The organism is Streptomyces sp. NPDC058650 (genome assembly GCF_042717315.1).
Taxonomy (GTDB): domain Bacteria; phylum Actinomycetota; class Actinomycetes; order Streptomycetales; family Streptomycetaceae; genus Streptomyces.
In genome coordinates this window covers 424,437-440,476 of record NZ_JBHXRL010000002.1, presented here as the reverse complement: position 1 = coordinate 440,476, position 16,040 = coordinate 424,437, and the positions used below count along the sequence as shown (strand labels likewise).

Here is a 16,040-nt window from a genome sequence, read left to right as displayed (position 1 = left end):
GGTTTCCAACTCCTTCGGTGCCTGAGCTGCCTGGTGCTCAGGCTGTCGTGCTCAGGCTGTTGCTGATTTCTTGCGCCGGTTCGTAATGATTTGCCCGGCCACCACCATCAGTACCGCGAGGACGAACATCGCGGTGCCGATGACGTTGATCTGAACGGGGGTTCCACGCTGCGCCGAGCCCCAGACGAACATGGGGAAGGTGACGGTGGAGCCCGCGTTGAAGTTGGTGATGATGAAGTCGTCGAACGAGAGCGCGAAGGCGAGCAGCGCGCCGGCGGCGATGCCGGGTGCGGCGATCGGGAGCGTCACGCGCAGGAAGGTCTGCACGGGGCCCGCGTAGAGGTCGCGGGCGGCCTCCTCAAGGCGCGGGTCCATGGACATGACCCGGGCCTTGACCGCCGTCACGACGAACGACAGACAGAACATGATGTGGGCGATCAGGACCGTCCAGAAGCCCAGCTCGATCCCCATGTTGAGGAAGAGCGTGAGCAGCGAGGCGGCCATGACGACCTCGGGCATCGCCATCGGCAGGAAGATGAGCGAGTTGATCGCGCCGCGCGCCCGGAAGCGGTAGCGGACGAGCGCGAAGGCGATCATCGTGCCGAGGACGAGGGCGCCGACGGTGGACCAGGCGGCGAGCTGGAGCGAGAGGGAGAGCGACTCGCACATGTCGGCGACGCCGCAGGGATCCTTCCAGGCGTCCAGGGAGAAGCGCTGCCAGGAGTAGTTGAAGCGCCCGTTCGGCTTGTTGAACGAGAACACCATCACGACGATGTTCGGCAGGATCATGTACGCGAGCGTGAGCAGGCCCGCGATGACGACAAGGTTCCGACGGATCCAACGCATCAGACCAGATCCTCCGTTCCCGCTCGGCGGATGTAGACGGTGACCATGACCAGCACGATCGCCATGAGGATGAAGGAGAGCGCGGCCGCCGTCGGGTAGTCGAGGACCCGCAGGAACTGCGACTGGATGACGTTGCCGACCATCTTGGTGTCCGTCGAGCCGAGCAGTTCGGCGTTGACGTAGTCGCCGCTGGCCGGGATGAACGTGAGCAGGGTGCCGGAGACGACGCCGGGCATCGACAGCGGGAAGGTCACCTTGCGGAAGGTCGTCGCCGGGGAGGCGTACAGGTCCTGCGCGGCCTCGTGCAGCCGGCCGTCGATCCGTTCCAGGGAGGTGTAGAGGGGCAGGATCATGAACGGCAGGAAGTTGTACGTGAGACCGCAGACCACCGCCATCGGCGTGGCGAGCACGCGCTCGCCCTCGGTCCAGCCGAGCCAGCTGGTCACGTCGAGGACGTGCAGCGCGTTCAGCACGTCGACGACGACACTGTCGTCCGCCAGGATCGTCTTCCACGCGAGCGTCCGGATGAGGAAGCTGGTGAAGAACGGGGCGATGACGAGGACGAGGAGCAGGTTGCGCCAGCGACCGGCCTTGAAGGCGATCAGGTACGCCAGCGGGTAGCCGAGCAGCAGGCACAGCAGGGTCGCGGTCCCGGCGTACAGCAGGGAGCGGACGAACTGCGGCCAGTACTCGGTGAAGGCGTCCCAGTACGTCTGGAAGTGCCAGGTGACCTGGAAGCCCTGCTCCAGGGAGCCGGTCTGGATCGAGGTCGACGCCTGGTAGACCAGTGGCAGCGCGAAGAAGACGAGCAGCCAGATGATGCCGGGCAGCAGCAGCCAGTACGGGACGAGCCGCTTGCGGGTGGAGGGCTTGCGCGGAACCGGTGCCTCGACCGGCCGCGGTGCCTCCTCCTTCACGAGGGTGGAAGTGCTCATCCGGCGTCCTCCACCGTCTCCACACCCGCGTCGATGTCCTGGGCCGCGTCGAGCCCGAAGGTGTGCGCCGGGTTCCAGTGCAGGACGACCTCGGCGCCGGGGCGGAGTCGCGCGTCCCTTTCGATGTTCTGCTCGTACACCTGGAGCTCCGCCCCCGCCGGGCTGTTCACCACGTACTGCGTGGAGACGCCGATGAAGGAGGAGTCGACGATCCGGCCGGTGACCCGGTTGCGGCCGTCGGCGATCGAGCCCGCGTCGTCGGCGTGCGCGAGCGAGATCTTCTCGGGGCGGACGCCGACGAGCACCTTGCCGCCCTGGCGGACGGCGGAGGTACAGCGGTCGCCGGGGACCCGGAGCTTGCCGCCGCCGGCGGTGACGAGGACGTCGGCGCCGGAGGAGCCGGTCTCCAGGACCTCGGCCTCGATGAGGTTCGAGGTGCCGAGGAAGTTGGCGACGAAGGTGGTCTGCGGGTTCTCGTACAGGTCGGCGGGGGCGCCGAGCTGCTCGACCCGGCCGCCGTTCATCACCGCGACCTGGTCGGCCATGGTCATGGCCTCCTCCTGGTCGTGGGTGACGTGGACGAAGGTGATGCCGACCTCGGTCTGGATCCGCTTGAGCTCCAGCTGCATCTGGCGGCGCAGCTTGAGGTCGAGCGCGCCGAGCGGCTCGTCGAGGAGGAGGACCTGCGGGTGGTTGATGAGCGCGCGGGCCACGGCGACGCGCTGCTGCTGGCCGCCGGAGAGCTGGTGCGGCTTGTGGCGGGCCTTGTCGCCGAGCTGGACGAGCTCCAGCATGTCGTCGACCTGCTTCTTCACCGACTTGATGCCGCGCCGGCGCAGACCGAAGGCGATGTTCTCGGTGATGTCCATGTGCGGGAAGAGCGCGTAGGACTGGAAGACGGTGTTGACCGGCCGCTTGTACGGCGGGAGGTCCGTGACGTCCTTGTCGCCGAGGAAGATGGTGCCGGTGCTCGGGTCCTCCAGGCCGGCGATCATGCGCAGCGTGGTGGTCTTGCCGCAGCCGGAGGCGCCGAGCAGGGCGAAGAAGGAGCCCTGCGGGACGGTCAGGTCGAGCGGGTGGACGGCGGTGAAGGAGCCGTACTCCTTGCTGATCCCGGTGAGACGGACGTCGCCGCCGGTGTTCTTGTCAGTCATGGGTTGCTGTCCCAGGGAGTGAGAGAGGTGGACGACGTCGGGCTCAGGCGCCGATGAGCTTGGCGAACTTCTCCTCGTACGCCGTCTCCTCCGCGCTGGTGAGCGAACGGAAGGCGCGCGACTTCTTGGCCATGGCCTTGTCCGGGAGGATCAGCGTGTTGTTCGCGAGCTCGGGGTCGATCTTGGCGAGCTCGTCCTTCACCCCGTCGACGGGGCAGACGTAGTTGATGTACGCGGCGAGCTGCGCGGCGACGGGAAGCTCGTAGTAGTAGTCGATGAGCTTCTCGGCGTTGGTCTTGTGCGTGGCCTGGGCGGGGACCATCAGGTTGTCGCTGGAGGTGATGTATCCGGCGGACGGGATGGCGAACTTGATGTCCGGGTTGTCCGCCTGGAGCTGGATGACGTCACCGGCCCAGGCGAGGCAGGCCGCCAGGTCGCCCTTGTCCAGGTCCGAGGTGTAGTCGTTGCCGGTGAAGCGGCGGATCTGCTTCTTGTCGACGCCCTTCTGGAGCCGGCCTATCGCCTCGTCGTACTCGGCGTCGGTGAACTTCCCCGGGTCCTTGCCCAGGTCGAGCAGGGTCATGCCGACGGTGTCGCGCATCTCGGTGAGGAAGCCGACCCGGCCCTTGAGGGAGGGGTCGTCCAGGAGCTGGGTGACCGAGTCGACCTTCTTGCCGCCGGTCGCCTTGGAGTTGTAGGCGATGACGGTGGAGATGCCCGTCCACGGGTACGAGTAGGCGCGGCCCGGGTCCCAGTCGGGGCGCCGGAACTGCGCGGAGAGGTTCGCGTACGCGTTGGGCAGGTTCGCCGGGTCGAGCTTCTGCGCCCAGCCGAGCCGGATCATCCGGGCGGCTAGCCAGTCGGTGACGCAGATCAGGTCGCGGCCGGTGTTCTGACCGGCCGCGAGCTGCGGCTTGATCTTGCCGAAGAACTCGACGTTGTCGTTGATGTCCTCGGTGTACTTGACCTTGATCCCGGTGCGTTTCGTGAACGCCTCCAGCGTGGGACGCGACTTCTCGTCCTCGCTGATGTCCATGTACTCGGTCCAGTTGGAGAAGGCGAGGCTCTTCTCCTTGGCCGAGACGTCGGTGGAGGCGGGCCCCTGGCCCTCCCGCTTGGCCGGCGGGATGCCGCAGGCGCTCAGGCCGGCGAGACCGCCGACCGTGAGCGCGCCGACGCCGCCCGCGCGCAGCATCGAACGGCGGCTGAGGGCACCCCGGCCGCTCGTCAGACTGCGCTGTACCGCCGCCAGCTGCGCGGCGGACAGGTGTTCGGGCTCGTACTGCTCCATGCGCTGTGCCCTTTCGGGAGGGTTTCGCCGCTGGTCGGGCGGCAGTGGGCTATCGGTCCCCGAAGATCGTGCGGTGCCAGTCCTTCGCGGCCACCGCGGTGTTGTCGAACATCACGTGCTTGACCTGCGTGTACTCCTCGAAGGAGTACACCGACATGTCCTTTCCGTATCCCGACGCCTTGGTGCCGCCGTGCGGCATCTCGCTGATGATCGGGATGTGGTCGTTGACCCAGACGCACCCTGCCCGGAGCTCCCGCGTGGCGCGGTTCGCCCGGAAGACGTCACGGCTCCAGGCGGAGGCGGCGAGGCCGTACGGGGTGTCGTTGGCGAGCCGGATGCCCTCGTCGTCGCTGTCGAAGGGCAGGGCCACCAGGACCGGGCCGAAGATCTCCGACTGCACGACCTCGCTGTCCTGCGCGGCACCGGTGATCAGAGTCGGACGATAGTACGCGCCGTCCTTCAGGTCACCCCCCGGAATCTCGCCGCCCGCCACGACGGTGGCGTAGCCGCGGGCGCGCTCGACGAAGCCGGCGACGCTGTCGCGCTGGGCGTGGCTGACCAGCGGGCCGAGGTCGGTGGCGGCGTCGAAGGGGTCGCCGACGCGGACCGTCTCCATCAGCTCGGCGACACGGGCGACGAAGGCGTCGAAGAGCGGGCGCTGCACGTAGGCGCGGGTGGCGGCGGTGCAGTCCTGGCCGGTGTTGATGAGGGAGGCGGCGACGGCGCCGTTCGCGGCGGCCTCCAGGTCGGCGTCGTCGAAGACGACGAAGGGGGCCTTGCCGCCCAGTTCGAGGTGGAGCCGCTTCACGGTGGCGGTGGCGACCTCGGCGACGCGCTTGCCGACCGGGGTGGAGCCGGTGAAGGAGGTCATGACGACGTCGGGGTGGCCGACGAGGTGCTCGCCGACGACCCGCCCGGAGCCGCTGACGATGTTGATGACGCCGTCGGGGATGCCGGCCTCGGTCGCCGCCTGCGCGAACATCAGCGAGGTCAGCGGGGTGATCTCGGCGGGCTTCAGGACGATCGTGTTGCCGGCGGCGATCGCCGGGAGGATCTTCCACGCCGCCATCTGGAGCGGGTAGTTCCAGGGGGCGATGGAACCGATGACGCCGATCGCCTCGCGCCGGATGTACGAGGTGTGGTCGCCGCTGTACTCGGCGGCCGCCTGGCCCTGGAGGTGGCGGGCGGCGCCCGCGAAGAAGGCGGTGTTGTCGATGGTGCCCGGTACGTCGAACTCGGTGGTGAGCCGGAGCGGCTTGCCCGCCTGGAGCGACTCGACCCGCGCGATGTCCTCGGCCCAGTCGGCGAGGACTCCCGCGAAGCGGTGGAGGGCGTCGGAGCGCTCGCCCGGGGTGGCGCCCGACCAGCCGGGGAAGGCGGCCTTCGCCGCGGCGACCGCCTCGTCCACGTCGGCGACGGAGGCGAGCCGATAGGTGTAGATGCCCTCGCCGGTCGCGGGGTTGATGATCGTGTGTTCTCGATCGGAGGTTCCGGCCCGGAGCCGTCCGCCGATGTACTGTGCGCCGTCCGCGAAGCGGTCCGTCACCTGGAAGCGGTTGCCCATGACGCTCTCCGTTGTCCCAGCTCGAATTGAGTGCCGATCCTGACATGAGGATGCCACCCCAACAAGTGATTCCGTTGTTGCCTTTTGGTTACGCAACGGAATCGGTCGACCATGTGTCGAGGTGGCCGGAAAATCTCCGTACGGAGTGTCCGTGGTGGATGCCACACTCGCGTGCATGAACACGGTCGACGAGCTGACGCAGCAGGTCAACGCGGGTGAGAGGGTCAAGTGGCTGCTCTTCTGGGGCCACCGCCCGCACCCCGACGGGCGGCTCTCGGCGAGCTGCCTGAGCCAGTGGTGGCCCGCACCCTTCGTGGTCGACGGCGTGCCGTACGCGACCGCCGAGCACTGGATGATGGCGGCCAAGGCCCGCCTCTTCGGTGACGCGGAGGCCGAGCGCGCCGCCCTGGCCGCCCGGACCCCGGCGGAGGCGAAGAAGGCCGGCCGGCTGGTGCGGGGCTTCGACGAGACGGTGTGGGCGCGGGAGCGCCTGGGGATCGTCGTCGAGGGCAGCGTCCACAAGTTCTCCTCGAACGAAGGCCTGCGCGCGTACCTCCTCGGCACAGGCACGCGTGTCCTCGTGGAGGCCAGCCCCGTGGACCGCGTCTGGGGGATCGGCCTCGCGGCCGACGACCCCCGCGCCCACGACCCGGCCCGCTGGCTCGGCCTCAACCTCCTGGGCTTCGCCCTGATGGAGGCCCGGGACCGGCTGCGCGGCGGCTGAGCGGCTTGCTGAACACGCCACAGGGCCCCGCACCTCGTGAGGTGCGGGGCCCTGTGGCGTCGGCAGCGCCGCGGTGGCGCGCGTCGCTCAGCGGGGAGCGCTGAGGAAGGTCCCGGTCGACGACCAGGGGTCGTCGCCGGACTCGCTCCACTCGTCCGCGTGCGTCGCGAGGTAGACGATGAGTCCGATGCCCGCGAGGCCGAGGACGATGCCGATGGAACCGAGCGCGATGCCGGCGATGGCCTGCCCCTTGTTGCCCGCCTCGCCCCGCAGGAACCTCTTGCGCGCGACGATGCCGAGGGGCAGCGCGACTCCGCCCAGGATCAGGCCGAGGATGCCGTACGAGCAGAAGGAGAGCACGACGGCGCAGATGCCCAGCACCATCGAGGCGATGGCCATCCCGTTGTTCTGCGGCGGCTGCCAGCCGGGCTGGCCGTATCCCGGGTATCCGTACCCGGAGGCGGCCGGCGGTGTCGGGGCCGCCGGGTAGCCGTACGCGCCGCCGGAGGTGTTCGCCGCCGGGTAGCCGTACGCGCCGGCCGGCGGGGTGGCCGCCGGATAGCCGTAGCCGGGCGTGGCCGCCGGGCCGCCCGGGGCGACCGGCGGCGGCGGGACGTCGCTCGCGGCCGGCATGGACGTGACCGTCATCTGGTCGTGCACGGGCGGGGTCGACGGCGTCACGGGCGTGCTCAGTTCCACGCCGTCGCGGTTCGGCGGAGCCCACGGGTCCGCCGGGTTGTACCCGCCCTGCGGCTGGTCTCGGTTGTCAGACATGGGCCTCCCCCATCGTGGTCACGCCATGTTACGACCTCACCCGTGAGGGGGAACCGCCCGGCCTACGATGACCCGATGAGCGATCTCCATCCCTTCATCGCGGGTCTACCCAAGGCCGAGCTCCACGTCCACCACGTCGGCTCCGCCTCGCCCCGCATCGTCGCCGAGCTCGCGGCCCGGCACCCGGACTCCAAGGTCCCCACCGACCCCGAGGCCCTCACCGACTACTTCACGTTCACGGACTTCGCGCACTTCATCGACGTCTACCTGTCGGTGGTCGACCTGGTCCGCACCCCCGAGGACGTCCGGCTGCTGACCTTCGAGGTCGCCCGGGACATGGCCCGGCAGAACATCCGGTACGCCGAGCTGACCATCACCCCGTACTCCTCCACCCGCCGCGGCATCGACGAGCGCGCCTTCATGGCGGCGATCGAGGACGCCCGCAAGGCGGCCGAGGCCGAGTTCGGCACGATCCTGCGCTGGTGCTTCGACATTCCCGGCGAGGCCGGCCTCGTCTCCGCCGAGGAGACCGCGCGGCTCGCCACGACCGACGGGATCCGCCCCGAGGGCCTGGTCTCCTTCGGTCTCGGCGGCCCCGAGGTCGGGGTCCCGCGCCCGCAGTTCAAGCCGTACTTCGACCTGGCGCGCGCCGCCGGTCTGCGCTCCGTCCCGCACGCGGGCGAGACGACGGGGCCGCAGACGGTCTGGGACGCGATCCACGACCTGGGCGCCGAGCGCATCGGCCACGGCACCAGCTCGGTCCAGGACCCGGCGCTCCTCGCCCACCTGGCCGAGCACCGCATCGCCCTGGAGGTCTGCCCCACCTCCAACATCGCCACGCGGGCCGTCGCCACGCTCGACGAGCACCCGATCCGGCAGATGGTGGACGCCGGGGTCCTCGTCACGGTCAACAGCGACGACCCGCCGATGTTCGGCACGGACCTCAACAACGAGTACGCGGTGGCCGCCCGGCTCCTCGGCCTCGACGAGCGCGGTGTCGCCGCCCTCGCGAAGAACGCGGTGGAGGCCTCCTTCCTGGACGCCGCCGGCAAGGCGCGGATCGCCGCGGAGATCGACACGTACACGGACGGCTGGCTGGCTCGCTGACGCCGGTGAGAATGGGGCCATGCGCCCTGTCACTGTCGTAGGTCATCGCGGCGACCCGTACCGCGTCCGTGAGAACACGCTCCCCTCGATCACCTCGGCGATCGAGCGGGGGGCGGACGCGGTCGAGGTCGACGTCCGGCTCACGAGGGACGGCGTGCCCGTCCTCCTCCACGACGACACCCTGAAGCGGCTGTGGGGCCACGACCGGCCGCTGTCCCGGCTCTCATACGAGCAACTGCGCGAGCTGACGTACGGCGACGTGCCGACCCTGCGCGAGGCGCTGATCACCGTGGGGGCGCACCGGCTGATGCTGGACCTGCCCGGCGGGAACGAGGACTCGGTCCGCACGATCGTCGGTACGGTGCGGGAGTGCGGCGCCGGGGAGCGCGTCTACTACTGCGCGGGGGCCGTGGCCATGCTCCAGGTGCGGGCCGCCGACCCGGCCGCCGAGATCGCCCTGACCTGGACCTCGCTCGCCCCGCCCCGGCGGGTGCTGCTCGACGCGGTGCGGCCGAAGTGGCTCAACTACCGCTTCGGGCTGGTGAGTCGGCAGCTGACCGAGCGGGTGCACCGGGACGGCCTGCTCGTCTCGGCCTGGACGGCGGACACCACCCGCACCATGCGTAAGCTGATCTTCGACGGGGTCGACTCGATCACCACGAACCGGGTCGACGCATTCGCCGCCGCTCTGCGAAAGGCTCGCGCATGAACGACCGGATCCGCACCGACATCGCCCACAACGCCCGGGTGTGGAACTACTGGCTGGGCGGCAAGGACAACTACCCGGTGGACCGCGCGGTCGGCGACCAGGTGACCGCCTTCTACCCGAGCATCGGCGAAGTCGCCCGCGCGGACCGGGCGTTCCTCGGCCGGGCGGTGACCCATCTGGCCGCCGACGCGGGCGTGCGCCAGTTCCTGGACATCGGTACGGGCCTGCCGACCGCCGACAACACCCACGAGGTGGCGCAGCGGGTCGCCGCCGACGCGCGGATCGTCTACGTCGACAACGACCCGATCGTCCTCACCCACGCCCGCGCGCTCCTGACGAGCGCGCCGGAGGGGGTCACCGAGTACGTGGACGCGGACGCGCAGGACCCGGAGAAGATCCTGGCGGCCGCCGGCACGACGCTCGATCTGTCCCGTCCGGTCGCGGTGCTGATGCTCGGCATCCTCAACTTCGTCCTGGACACCGGCGAGGCCCGGTCGATCGTGAAGACCCTGATGGACGCCGTCCTCTCCGGCAGCTATCTGGTCCTGACCCACCCGACCCTGGAGCCGGAGCTCGGCGGCGAGGGCAACAAGGCCGCCATGGCGTTCTGGAACGAGAACGCGACCCCGCCGATCACCGCCCGCAGCCGGGCCGAGTTCGCCTCCTTCCTCGACGGTCTCGACCTGCTGGAGCCGGGCATCGTGTCCTGCGCGCGCTGGCGCTCCGAAGGGGCGTCCGAGGTCGCGCAGTTCGGCGCGGTGGGCCGCAAGCCGTAATGACCGCACGGGGGGACATACCGGGGGCCGTACGCGGCGGGTGGCAGCGGGCGCGGAGCTGGGGCGCGGCGAACCCGTGGGGCGTGGACATCGGGATCGCGCTCCTCGTGCAGGCGGCGATGACGATGCCGTTCGTGGTGCCGCGCCCGCCCGAGCTGGAGCCGGCGAGCTGGCCCGCGTACGGCCTGACGACCCTCATGGTGCTGCCGCTGGTCTGGCGGCGGCGCGCGCCGCTCGCCGTCCTGCTCGCGGTCCTGGCGGCGAGCGCGCTGTACAGGCTGGCCGTGGAGGGGCCGGGGCAGCCGCTGCCGTACACCGGGCTCGTCGTCGTCTACACGATCGCCGCGCTCTCGCCGCCGTGGAAGCGGCTGGCGACGGCGGCGCTGCTGGTGGTCGCGGTGCCGGTCTCGGTCTGGCTCAACACCCGGTCGGCGCGGGAACTGACCTTCTCCCTCTTCGTGTTCGGCGCCGCGTACGTCTTCGGCCGGCTCCAGGACGCGCGGCAGCGGGAGCACCGGATCGAGGCCGAGCGGGCCGCCGCCCGTGAACGGGCCCGGATCGCACGGGAGATGCACGACATCCTGTCGCACGCGGTGAGCCTGATGGTCGTGCAGGCGGAGGCGGGACCGGTGGCGGTACGGGCGGCCCCGGAGCGGGCCGAGGCCGCCTTCGAGGCGATCTCGGCGACGGGCCGCGACGCGATGGCCCAGCTGCGGCAGATGCTGGGGGTGTTGCGCGAGGGCTCCGAGAGCGGGGCCGCCCCGCGGGAGCCGCAGCCCGACCTCGGAGGCATCCCCGAGCTGGTCGAGCGGGTCCGGGCCGGCGGCGGCGTGGCCGTCACGTACACCACCGAGGGCGGGGTGCGGTCCCTCCCCCCGGCGACCGGCGCGAGCGCCTACCGGATCGTCCAGGAGGCCCTGACGAACGTGGTCAAGCACGCGCGCGCCCGGACGGCCGAGGTCCGGCTGACGCATGAGGAGGGGGTGTTGCGCGTGACGGTGACGGACGACGGGCGCGGCCCGCAGGCGGGATCCGGCGGCCACGGCCTCGTCGGCATCCGGGAGCGGGCGGCCGCGCACGGCGGCACGGCGGCGATGGGCCCGGGCCCCGGTGGCCGGGGCTTCGAGGTGCGGGTGCTGCTCCCCGTACCTTCCGGTACGGAGGTGAGGACATGACGATCCGCGTGGTGGTCGCCGACGACCAGGAGCTGGTCCGCAGCGGCTTCGCGATGATCCTGGACGCGCAGCCGGACATCGAGGTGGTGGCGGAGGCCGGCGACGGCGCGGAGGCCGTGGACGCGGTGCGCCGCCACCGCCCCGACGTGGCACTGCTCGACATCCGGATGCCCCGGACGGACGGCATCGAGGCCTGCCGGACGATCAGCGCGGAGTCGGACTGCCGGACGGTGATCCTGACGACCTTCGACACCGACGCGTACGTGTACGAGGCGCTGCACGCGGGGGCGAGCGGATTCCTCCTCAAGGACGTGCGCAGGGACGACCTGGTGCACGCGGTCCGGGTGGTGGCGGCGGGCGACTCGCTGCTGGCCCCGTCGGTGGCGCGACGCCTCGTGGAGCAGTACACCGCGGGCGGTCCGCGCCGGACCGCCGCCGGCCCGGACCCCCGGCTCGACGTGCTGACGGGCCGCGAGCGGGAGACGCTGCTGCTGCTCGCGCGCGGTCTGTCGAACGCGGAGATCGCGGCGGAGCTGGTGGTGAGCGACCACACGGTGAAGACCCATGTGGGGAACGTGCTGGCCAAGCTGGGTCTGCGGGACCGGATCCAGGCGGTGATCTGCGCGTACGAGACGGGCCTGGTCGCGGCGGGGTCTCCCCCGCCCGGGGGAGGCGCGGGACCCGGCCCCTCCCCCGCGTCGGCGAGGAACTGCCCCCCGTAAGACCGCCGGTGCGGGCGATCCGCTCATCTCCCCTGGTCAGCAGGATGGAGCCATCGAGAACAGCGGCTCACACCACGGGAGTTGACCATGAAGAAGTCCACCCGCACCCTGCTCGCCGCCGCCCTGGTCCTGGGGGTGGCCGCGGGACCGGCGATCGTCCCGGCCACGGCCGCGGCCCCGTCGGCCGCCGCGCAGGAGGCTTCGACACAGGGAGTTCCGGCACAGGAGGCTTCGGCTGCCTCCCTGGAGGCGGCGATGTCGGCCGCGATCGCCGGTCTTCCCCGCGCCGACGCGACGGCCGCGCTGGTCAGGGTGGGTGGCACGGAGGGTTCCTGGCAGGGCGGTTCGGGCGTCCACGACCTGGAGAGCGGCGCCCCGGCCGACCCGGCCGCCCGCTTCCGCGCCGGGTCGGTGACGAAGGTCTTCACGGCGGCGACCGTCCTCCAGCTCGCCGCCGAGGGCCGGATCGACCTGGACCGGTCGGCCCGCTCGTACCTGCCCGAGCTGATCCCCGGCCGGTACGCCAGGGTGACCGTCCGTCAGCTCCTGAACCACACGCACGGCATTCCGGCCCCGGACTTCGCGGGCACGACCGTGGAGGAGTGGTACGCGAACCGCTTCCAGGTCCACACCCCCGAGGCGATGGTCCGTTCGGCGACGGCGAAGCCGCGCGAGTTCCGGCCCGGCACGAAGCAGCACTACCTCAACATCGGCTACACGATCGCCGGTCTGATCGTGGAGCGGGTCACGGGCGACACGTACGAGCGGCAGGTGGAGCGCCGGATCCTGCGCCCGCTCGGCCTCCGTGACACGTACTTCCCCGGCAAGGACCCCAGGATCGCCGGTCCGCACAACCACGGCTACCAGACGATGCGGCTCGACGACGGGACGACCGGGCTGCGGGACGTCTCCGTGTGGGGGACGACGGACGGCTGGGCGGCCGGCGACCTCGTCTCGACCACCGCCGACCTGGAGCGGTTCACCCGGGAGCTGTTCGCGGGCCGGGTGGTGCGCGGGCCGCTCCTGGAGGAGATGTTCACCCTGCCGAAGGTCCCCGACCTGCGGTCGGGCGACCCTGCCGCGTACGCCGCCGGCCTGGCGATGAAGCGGCTCGGCGGGCGCGAGGTGTGGGGCAAGACGGGCGGCCGCTGGGGCTACAACGCGGCCATCGCGTCGACCCGCGACGGCGCCCGCACGCTCGTCTACTGCGTCAACTCCACGGACGCCAAGGGTCAGGACATGAACCGGACGGCGCTGACCGTCATGGTGACGGCGTACGGCCTCCCCGACTGACCGCCCGGCGCACGGCTCACCACGCGTCCCCCGGATCGGTGACGATCACGACGTGCCGGCGCCGCCGGTTGCGGCCGGCGGGTGCCAGGACGGGCGGTCACGCGGACGTGGCGGCCCTGTCCGGCTCCGGCGACGGGGGGAGGAAAAGGAGGTCGCCCCTCCTCACAGCCCCACGATCGCGTTCCACCTCTTCGCGAACTCCTGCCGCTCGTCGGCGCGGATGTCGCGGGCGATGGCGAGCCGGCTCCGCATGTCGGCGTCCGGGAAGATCAGCGGGTCCTCGGCGAGGGCGACCAGTTCCTCGTCGCCGGAGTCCGCGAGGACGCCCTGCGCGGCCGGCACGGGGCAGACGTAGTTGACCCAGGCGGCCAGTTCGGCGGCGACCTCGGGCTCGTAGTAGTAGTCGATCAGCTTCTCGGCGTTGGTCTTGTGCTGGGCCCGGTTGGGGATCAGCAGGGACTCGGCCCACAGTTCGCCGCCCTCCTCGGGGACGACGAACTCGATGTCGGGATTGTCCGCCTGGAGCTGGATGACGTCGCCGGAGTACGCCTGACAGGCGAGCACGTCGCCGGTGGACAGGTCCTTGATGTAGTCGTTGCCGGTGAAGCGGCGGATGTGCTTCTTCCGGACGAGCCCCTCGATCTGCTCGCACAGGGCGAGGAAGTCGTCGCGCGTCCACCGGGTCACGTCGACGCCGTTGCCCTGGAGGAGCAGGGACATGGACTCGTCGAGCCCGGAGAGCAGGGTGACCTTGCCGCGCAGGTCGTCGGCCCACAGCTCCTTCGTGGAGCGGAGTTCCCGGCCGAGCTTCTTCCGGTTGTACGCGATGCCGGTGATCCCGGACTGCCAGGGCACGCTGTGGAGCCGGCCCGCGTCGAAGGCGGGCGAGCGCAGCTGCGGGTTGAGGTGCTTCGCGACGTGGGGCTGGGCGGCGCGGTCCATCTCCTGGACCCAGCCGAGGCGGACGAAGCGGGCGGCCATCCAGTCGCTGACGACGATCAGGTCGCGGCCGGTCTCCTGGTGGTTCATCAGGGACGGGCCGATCTTGCCGAAGAACTCGTCGTTGTCGTTGATCTCCTCCGTGTAGCGGACGGAGATCCCGGTGCGCTCGCGGAAGGCGTCCAGGGTCGGTCGCTTCGACGTGTCGTCGTCATCGGTGTCGATGTAGAGCGGCCAGTTGGCGAAGTCGAGCGTCCGGTCGCGCGCGGACAGGTCGCGGCCGGCCCGGTCGCGCTCGTCGACGTAGGCGGCGGGCACCCCGCACCCGGCGAGCGCCGCGGCCGCCCCGACACCGCCGATCCCGCGCAGCAGGGACCGGCGGGACATCGTGTTCCTGGCTATCGCTCTCACCGCCCCAGCATCCCCACCGGCGGCCACCTGCGGCAATGGACGCTCCGTCGAGCGACGGAGCGCGGCCCCGACACCCTGTCGACCAGGGTGCCGGGGCCGCGTGTCACGCGCCGGGGTGCGATCAGCTCAGGGAGGTCATCACGTGCTTGATGCGCGTGTAGTCCTCGAAGCCGTACGCGGAGAGGTCCTTGCCGTAGCCGGACTTCTTGTAGCCGCCGTGGGGCATCTCGGCGACCAGCGGGATGTGGGTGTTGATCCACACGCAGCCGAAGTCGAGGGCCTTGGACATGCGCATCGCGCGCGCGTGGTCCTTGGTCCAGACGGAGGAGGCGAGGGCGTACTCGACGTCGTTGGCGAACTCCAGCGCCTGGGCCTCGTCCGTGAACGACTGGACGGTGATGACCGGGCCGAAGACCTCGTTCTGGACGATCTCGTCGTCCTGCTTGAGGCCGGAGACGACGGTCGGGGCGTAGAAGTACCCCTTGTCGCCGACGCGGTGACCGCCGGCCTGGACCTTGGCGTGGGCCGGGAGGCGCTCGATGAAGCCGGAGACCTGCTTCAGCTGGTTGGCGTTGTTGAGCGGGCCGTAGAGCACGTCCTCGTCGTCCGGCTGGCCGGTCTTCGTCTCGGCGGCGGCCTTGGCGAGGGCGGCGACGAACTCGTCGTGGATGGACTCGTGGACGAGCACGCGGGTGGCGGCCGTACAGTCCTGGCCGGCGTTGAAGAAGCCCGCGACCGAGATGTCGCCGACGGCCGCGTCGATGTCGGTGTCCTCGAAGACGACGACCGGGGCCTTGCCGCCCAGCTCCAGGTGGACGCGCTTGACGTCCTTGGCCGCCGACTCGGCGACCTGCATGCCGGCGCGGACCGAGCCGGTGATGGAGGCCATCGCCGGGGTCGGGTGCTCGACCATGGCCTTGCCCGTCTCGCGGTCACCGCAGATGACGTTGAAGACGCCCTTGGGGACGATCTGCCCGATGATCTCGGCCATCAGGACGGTAGACGCGGGGGTCGTGTCCGAGGGCTTGAGGACGACGGTGTTGCCCGCGGCGAGGGCCGGGGCGAACTTCCACACGGCCATCATCATCGGGTAGTTCCACGGCGCGACCTGCGCGCAGACGCCCACGGGCTCGCGGCGGATGATGGAGGTCATGCCCTCCATGTACTCGCCGGCCGAACGGCCCTCGAGCATGCGGGCGGCACCGGCGAAGAAGCGGATCTGGTCCACCATCGGCGGTACCTCCTCGCTCCCGACGAGGGCGGTCGGCTTGCCGGTGTTCAGCACCTCGGCGGCGATGAGGTCCTCGGCGCGCTCCTCGAAGGCGTCGGCGATCTTGAGGAGCACCTTCTGGCGCTCGGCCGGGGTGCTGTCGCGCCACGCGGGGAAGGCGGCCGCGGCGGCCTCCATGGCGGCGTCGACGTCGGCCTGGCCGGAGAGCGGGGAGGTGGCGTACACCTCGCCGGTGGCCGGGTTGACCACCTCGATGGTGCGGCCGTCGGCCGCATCCCGGAACTCCCCGTTGATGTAGTTACGCAGCCGGCGCAGCTCGGTGGTCACTTGCCACCCCTCCTGTCACGTTCTGACATCGCACGTCCTTGTGCGGCGTCCCGATGGGCGAG

15 protein-coding genes are annotated in these 16,040 nt (G+C 70.8%); 7 read left to right on the top strand and 8 right to left on the bottom strand.

What is annotated here, in order from left to right; all coding sequences use genetic code 11:
* Positions 1-51: 51 nt before the first annotated feature.
* From ACFWWU_RS05765 to ACFWWU_RS05745, 5 genes are read right to left on the bottom strand one after another with little or no spacing between them, the layout of a single operon-like run.
* Positions 52-846: an ABC transporter permease gene (locus ACFWWU_RS05765; RefSeq protein WP_384139395.1), complete on the bottom strand. Its 795-nt coding sequence runs from the start codon at positions 844-846 to the stop codon at positions 52-54.
* Positions 846-1,781 (bottom strand): ABC transporter permease, encoded by a 936-nt coding sequence (locus ACFWWU_RS05760; protein ID WP_384139393.1) that lies wholly within the window; start codon positions 1,779-1,781, stop codon positions 846-848. Before ACFWWU_RS05760 ends, ACFWWU_RS05765 begins: the two co-directional genes overlap by 1 nt.
* Positions 1,778-2,935 (bottom strand): ABC transporter ATP-binding protein, encoded by a 1,158-nt coding sequence (locus ACFWWU_RS05755; RefSeq protein ID WP_384139391.1) that lies wholly within the window; start codon positions 2,933-2,935, stop codon positions 1,778-1,780. Before ACFWWU_RS05755 ends, ACFWWU_RS05760 begins: the two co-directional genes overlap by 4 nt.
* Before the next feature lie 43 nt (positions 2,936-2,978).
* On the bottom strand, positions 2,979-4,226 hold the full coding sequence (locus ACFWWU_RS05750; protein WP_384139388.1) for a PotD/PotF family extracellular solute-binding protein: 1,248 nt from the start codon (positions 4,224-4,226) through the stop codon (positions 2,979-2,981).
* Positions 4,227-4,275: 49 nt separating this feature from the next.
* The gene (locus ACFWWU_RS05745) at positions 4,276-5,790 is read right to left on the bottom strand and encodes a gamma-aminobutyraldehyde dehydrogenase (protein ID WP_329620929.1); all 1,515 of its coding nucleotides are present in this window, start codon (positions 5,788-5,790) and stop codon (positions 4,276-4,278) included.
* 175 nt (positions 5,791-5,965) lie between these two features.
* Here ACFWWU_RS05745 and ACFWWU_RS05740 point away from each other — a divergent pair, with 175 nt between their 5' ends.
* Positions 5,966-6,514, top strand: coding sequence for an NADAR family protein (locus ACFWWU_RS05740; RefSeq protein ID WP_384139385.1), 549 nt, complete (start codon positions 5,966-5,968; stop codon positions 6,512-6,514).
* An 87-nt stretch (positions 6,515-6,601) separates the two neighbouring features.
* Here the strand turns inward: ACFWWU_RS05740 and ACFWWU_RS05735 are convergent, their stop codons facing one another.
* Positions 6,602-7,288 carry a DUF4190 domain-containing protein gene (locus ACFWWU_RS05735; protein ID WP_384139382.1) on the bottom strand — a complete coding sequence of 229 codons (687 nt, stop codon included), beginning with the start codon at positions 7,286-7,288 and terminating at the stop codon, positions 6,602-6,604.
* 75 nt (positions 7,289-7,363) lie between these two features.
* On the opposite strand from ACFWWU_RS05735, the gene ACFWWU_RS05730 reads away from it, so the two are divergent.
* The 6 genes from ACFWWU_RS05730 to ACFWWU_RS05705 all read left to right on the top strand — a co-directional run bounded on the left by ACFWWU_RS05730 (position 7,364) and on the right by ACFWWU_RS05705 (position 13,070).
* Entirely contained in the window at positions 7,364-8,395 is a 1,032-nt protein-coding gene (locus ACFWWU_RS05730; protein WP_384139380.1) for an adenosine deaminase, read from the top strand.
* 19 nt (positions 8,396-8,414) lie between these two features.
* Positions 8,415-9,104, top strand: a complete 690-nt coding sequence (locus ACFWWU_RS05725; RefSeq protein WP_384139377.1) for a glycerophosphodiester phosphodiesterase — start codon at positions 8,415-8,417, stop codon at positions 9,102-9,104.
* Positions 9,101-9,880, top strand: coding sequence for an SAM-dependent methyltransferase (locus ACFWWU_RS05720; protein ID WP_384139374.1), 780 nt, complete (start codon positions 9,101-9,103; stop codon positions 9,878-9,880). Before ACFWWU_RS05725 ends, ACFWWU_RS05720 begins: the two co-directional genes overlap by 4 nt.
* Complete coding sequence (locus ACFWWU_RS05715) at positions 9,880-11,055, top strand: sensor histidine kinase (RefSeq protein WP_384139371.1); 1,176 nt, start codon at positions 9,880-9,882, stop codon at positions 11,053-11,055. Before ACFWWU_RS05720 ends, ACFWWU_RS05715 begins: the two co-directional genes overlap by 1 nt.
* Positions 11,052-11,777, top strand: a complete 726-nt coding sequence (locus ACFWWU_RS05710; RefSeq protein WP_384139367.1) for a response regulator — start codon at positions 11,052-11,054, stop codon at positions 11,775-11,777. The genes ACFWWU_RS05715 and ACFWWU_RS05710 overlap by 4 nt, the downstream gene beginning before the upstream one ends.
* A gap of 87 nt (positions 11,778-11,864) precedes the next feature.
* Positions 11,865-13,070, top strand: a complete 1,206-nt coding sequence (locus ACFWWU_RS05705) for a serine hydrolase domain-containing protein (RefSeq protein ID WP_384139364.1) — start codon at positions 11,865-11,867, stop codon at positions 13,068-13,070.
* 162 nt (positions 13,071-13,232) lie between these two features.
* Here the strand turns inward: ACFWWU_RS05705 and ACFWWU_RS05700 are convergent, their stop codons facing one another.
* Complete coding sequence (locus ACFWWU_RS05700; protein ID WP_384139361.1) at positions 13,233-14,396, bottom strand: spermidine/putrescine ABC transporter substrate-binding protein; 1,164 nt, start codon at positions 14,394-14,396, stop codon at positions 13,233-13,235.
* 145 nt (positions 14,397-14,541) lie between these two features.
* A complete protein-coding gene (locus ACFWWU_RS05695) occupies positions 14,542-15,978 on the bottom strand; it encodes a gamma-aminobutyraldehyde dehydrogenase (RefSeq protein WP_384139358.1) in 1,437 nt (478 codons plus the stop codon).
* Positions 15,979-16,040: the final 62 nt, after the last annotated feature.

Excerpts from the sequence above, each read along its gene's own strand:
- ACFWWU_RS05735 (WP_384139382.1), bottom strand. The coding sequence starts at position 7,288 with ATGTCTGACAACCGAGACCAGCCGCAGGGCGGGTACAACCCGGCGGAC.
- ACFWWU_RS05710 (WP_384139367.1), top strand. The coding sequence starts at position 11,052 with ATGACGATCCGCGTGGTGGTCGCCGACGACCAGGAGCTGGTCCGCAGC.
- ACFWWU_RS05715 (WP_384139371.1), top strand. The coding sequence starts at position 9,880 with ATGACCGCACGGGGGGACATACCGGGGGCCGTACGCGGCGGGTGGCAG.
- ACFWWU_RS05755 (WP_384139391.1), bottom strand. The coding sequence starts at position 2,935 with ATGACTGACAAGAACACCGGCGGCGACGTCCGTCTCACCGGGATCAGC.
- ACFWWU_RS05750 (WP_384139388.1), bottom strand. The coding sequence starts at position 4,226 with ATGGAGCAGTACGAGCCCGAACACCTGTCCGCCGCGCAGCTGGCGGCG.
- ACFWWU_RS05745 (WP_329620929.1), bottom strand. The coding sequence starts at position 5,790 with ATGGGCAACCGCTTCCAGGTGACGGACCGCTTCGCGGACGGCGCACAG.
- ACFWWU_RS05700 (WP_384139361.1), bottom strand. The coding sequence starts at position 14,396 with ATGTCCCGCCGGTCCCTGCTGCGCGGGATCGGCGGTGTCGGGGCGGCC.
- ACFWWU_RS05740 (WP_384139385.1), top strand. The coding sequence starts at position 5,966 with ATGAACACGGTCGACGAGCTGACGCAGCAGGTCAACGCGGGTGAGAGG.
- ACFWWU_RS05725 (WP_384139377.1), top strand. The coding sequence starts at position 8,415 with ATGCGCCCTGTCACTGTCGTAGGTCATCGCGGCGACCCGTACCGCGTC.
- ACFWWU_RS05720 (WP_384139374.1), top strand. The coding sequence starts at position 9,101 with ATGAACGACCGGATCCGCACCGACATCGCCCACAACGCCCGGGTGTGG.
- ACFWWU_RS05705 (WP_384139364.1), top strand. The coding sequence starts at position 11,865 with ATGAAGAAGTCCACCCGCACCCTGCTCGCCGCCGCCCTGGTCCTGGGG.
- ACFWWU_RS05765 (WP_384139395.1), bottom strand. The coding sequence starts at position 846 with ATGCGTTGGATCCGTCGGAACCTTGTCGTCATCGCGGGCCTGCTCACG.
- ACFWWU_RS05730 (WP_384139380.1), top strand. The coding sequence starts at position 7,364 with ATGAGCGATCTCCATCCCTTCATCGCGGGTCTACCCAAGGCCGAGCTC.
- ACFWWU_RS05760 (WP_384139393.1), bottom strand. The coding sequence starts at position 1,781 with ATGAGCACTTCCACCCTCGTGAAGGAGGAGGCACCGCGGCCGGTCGAG.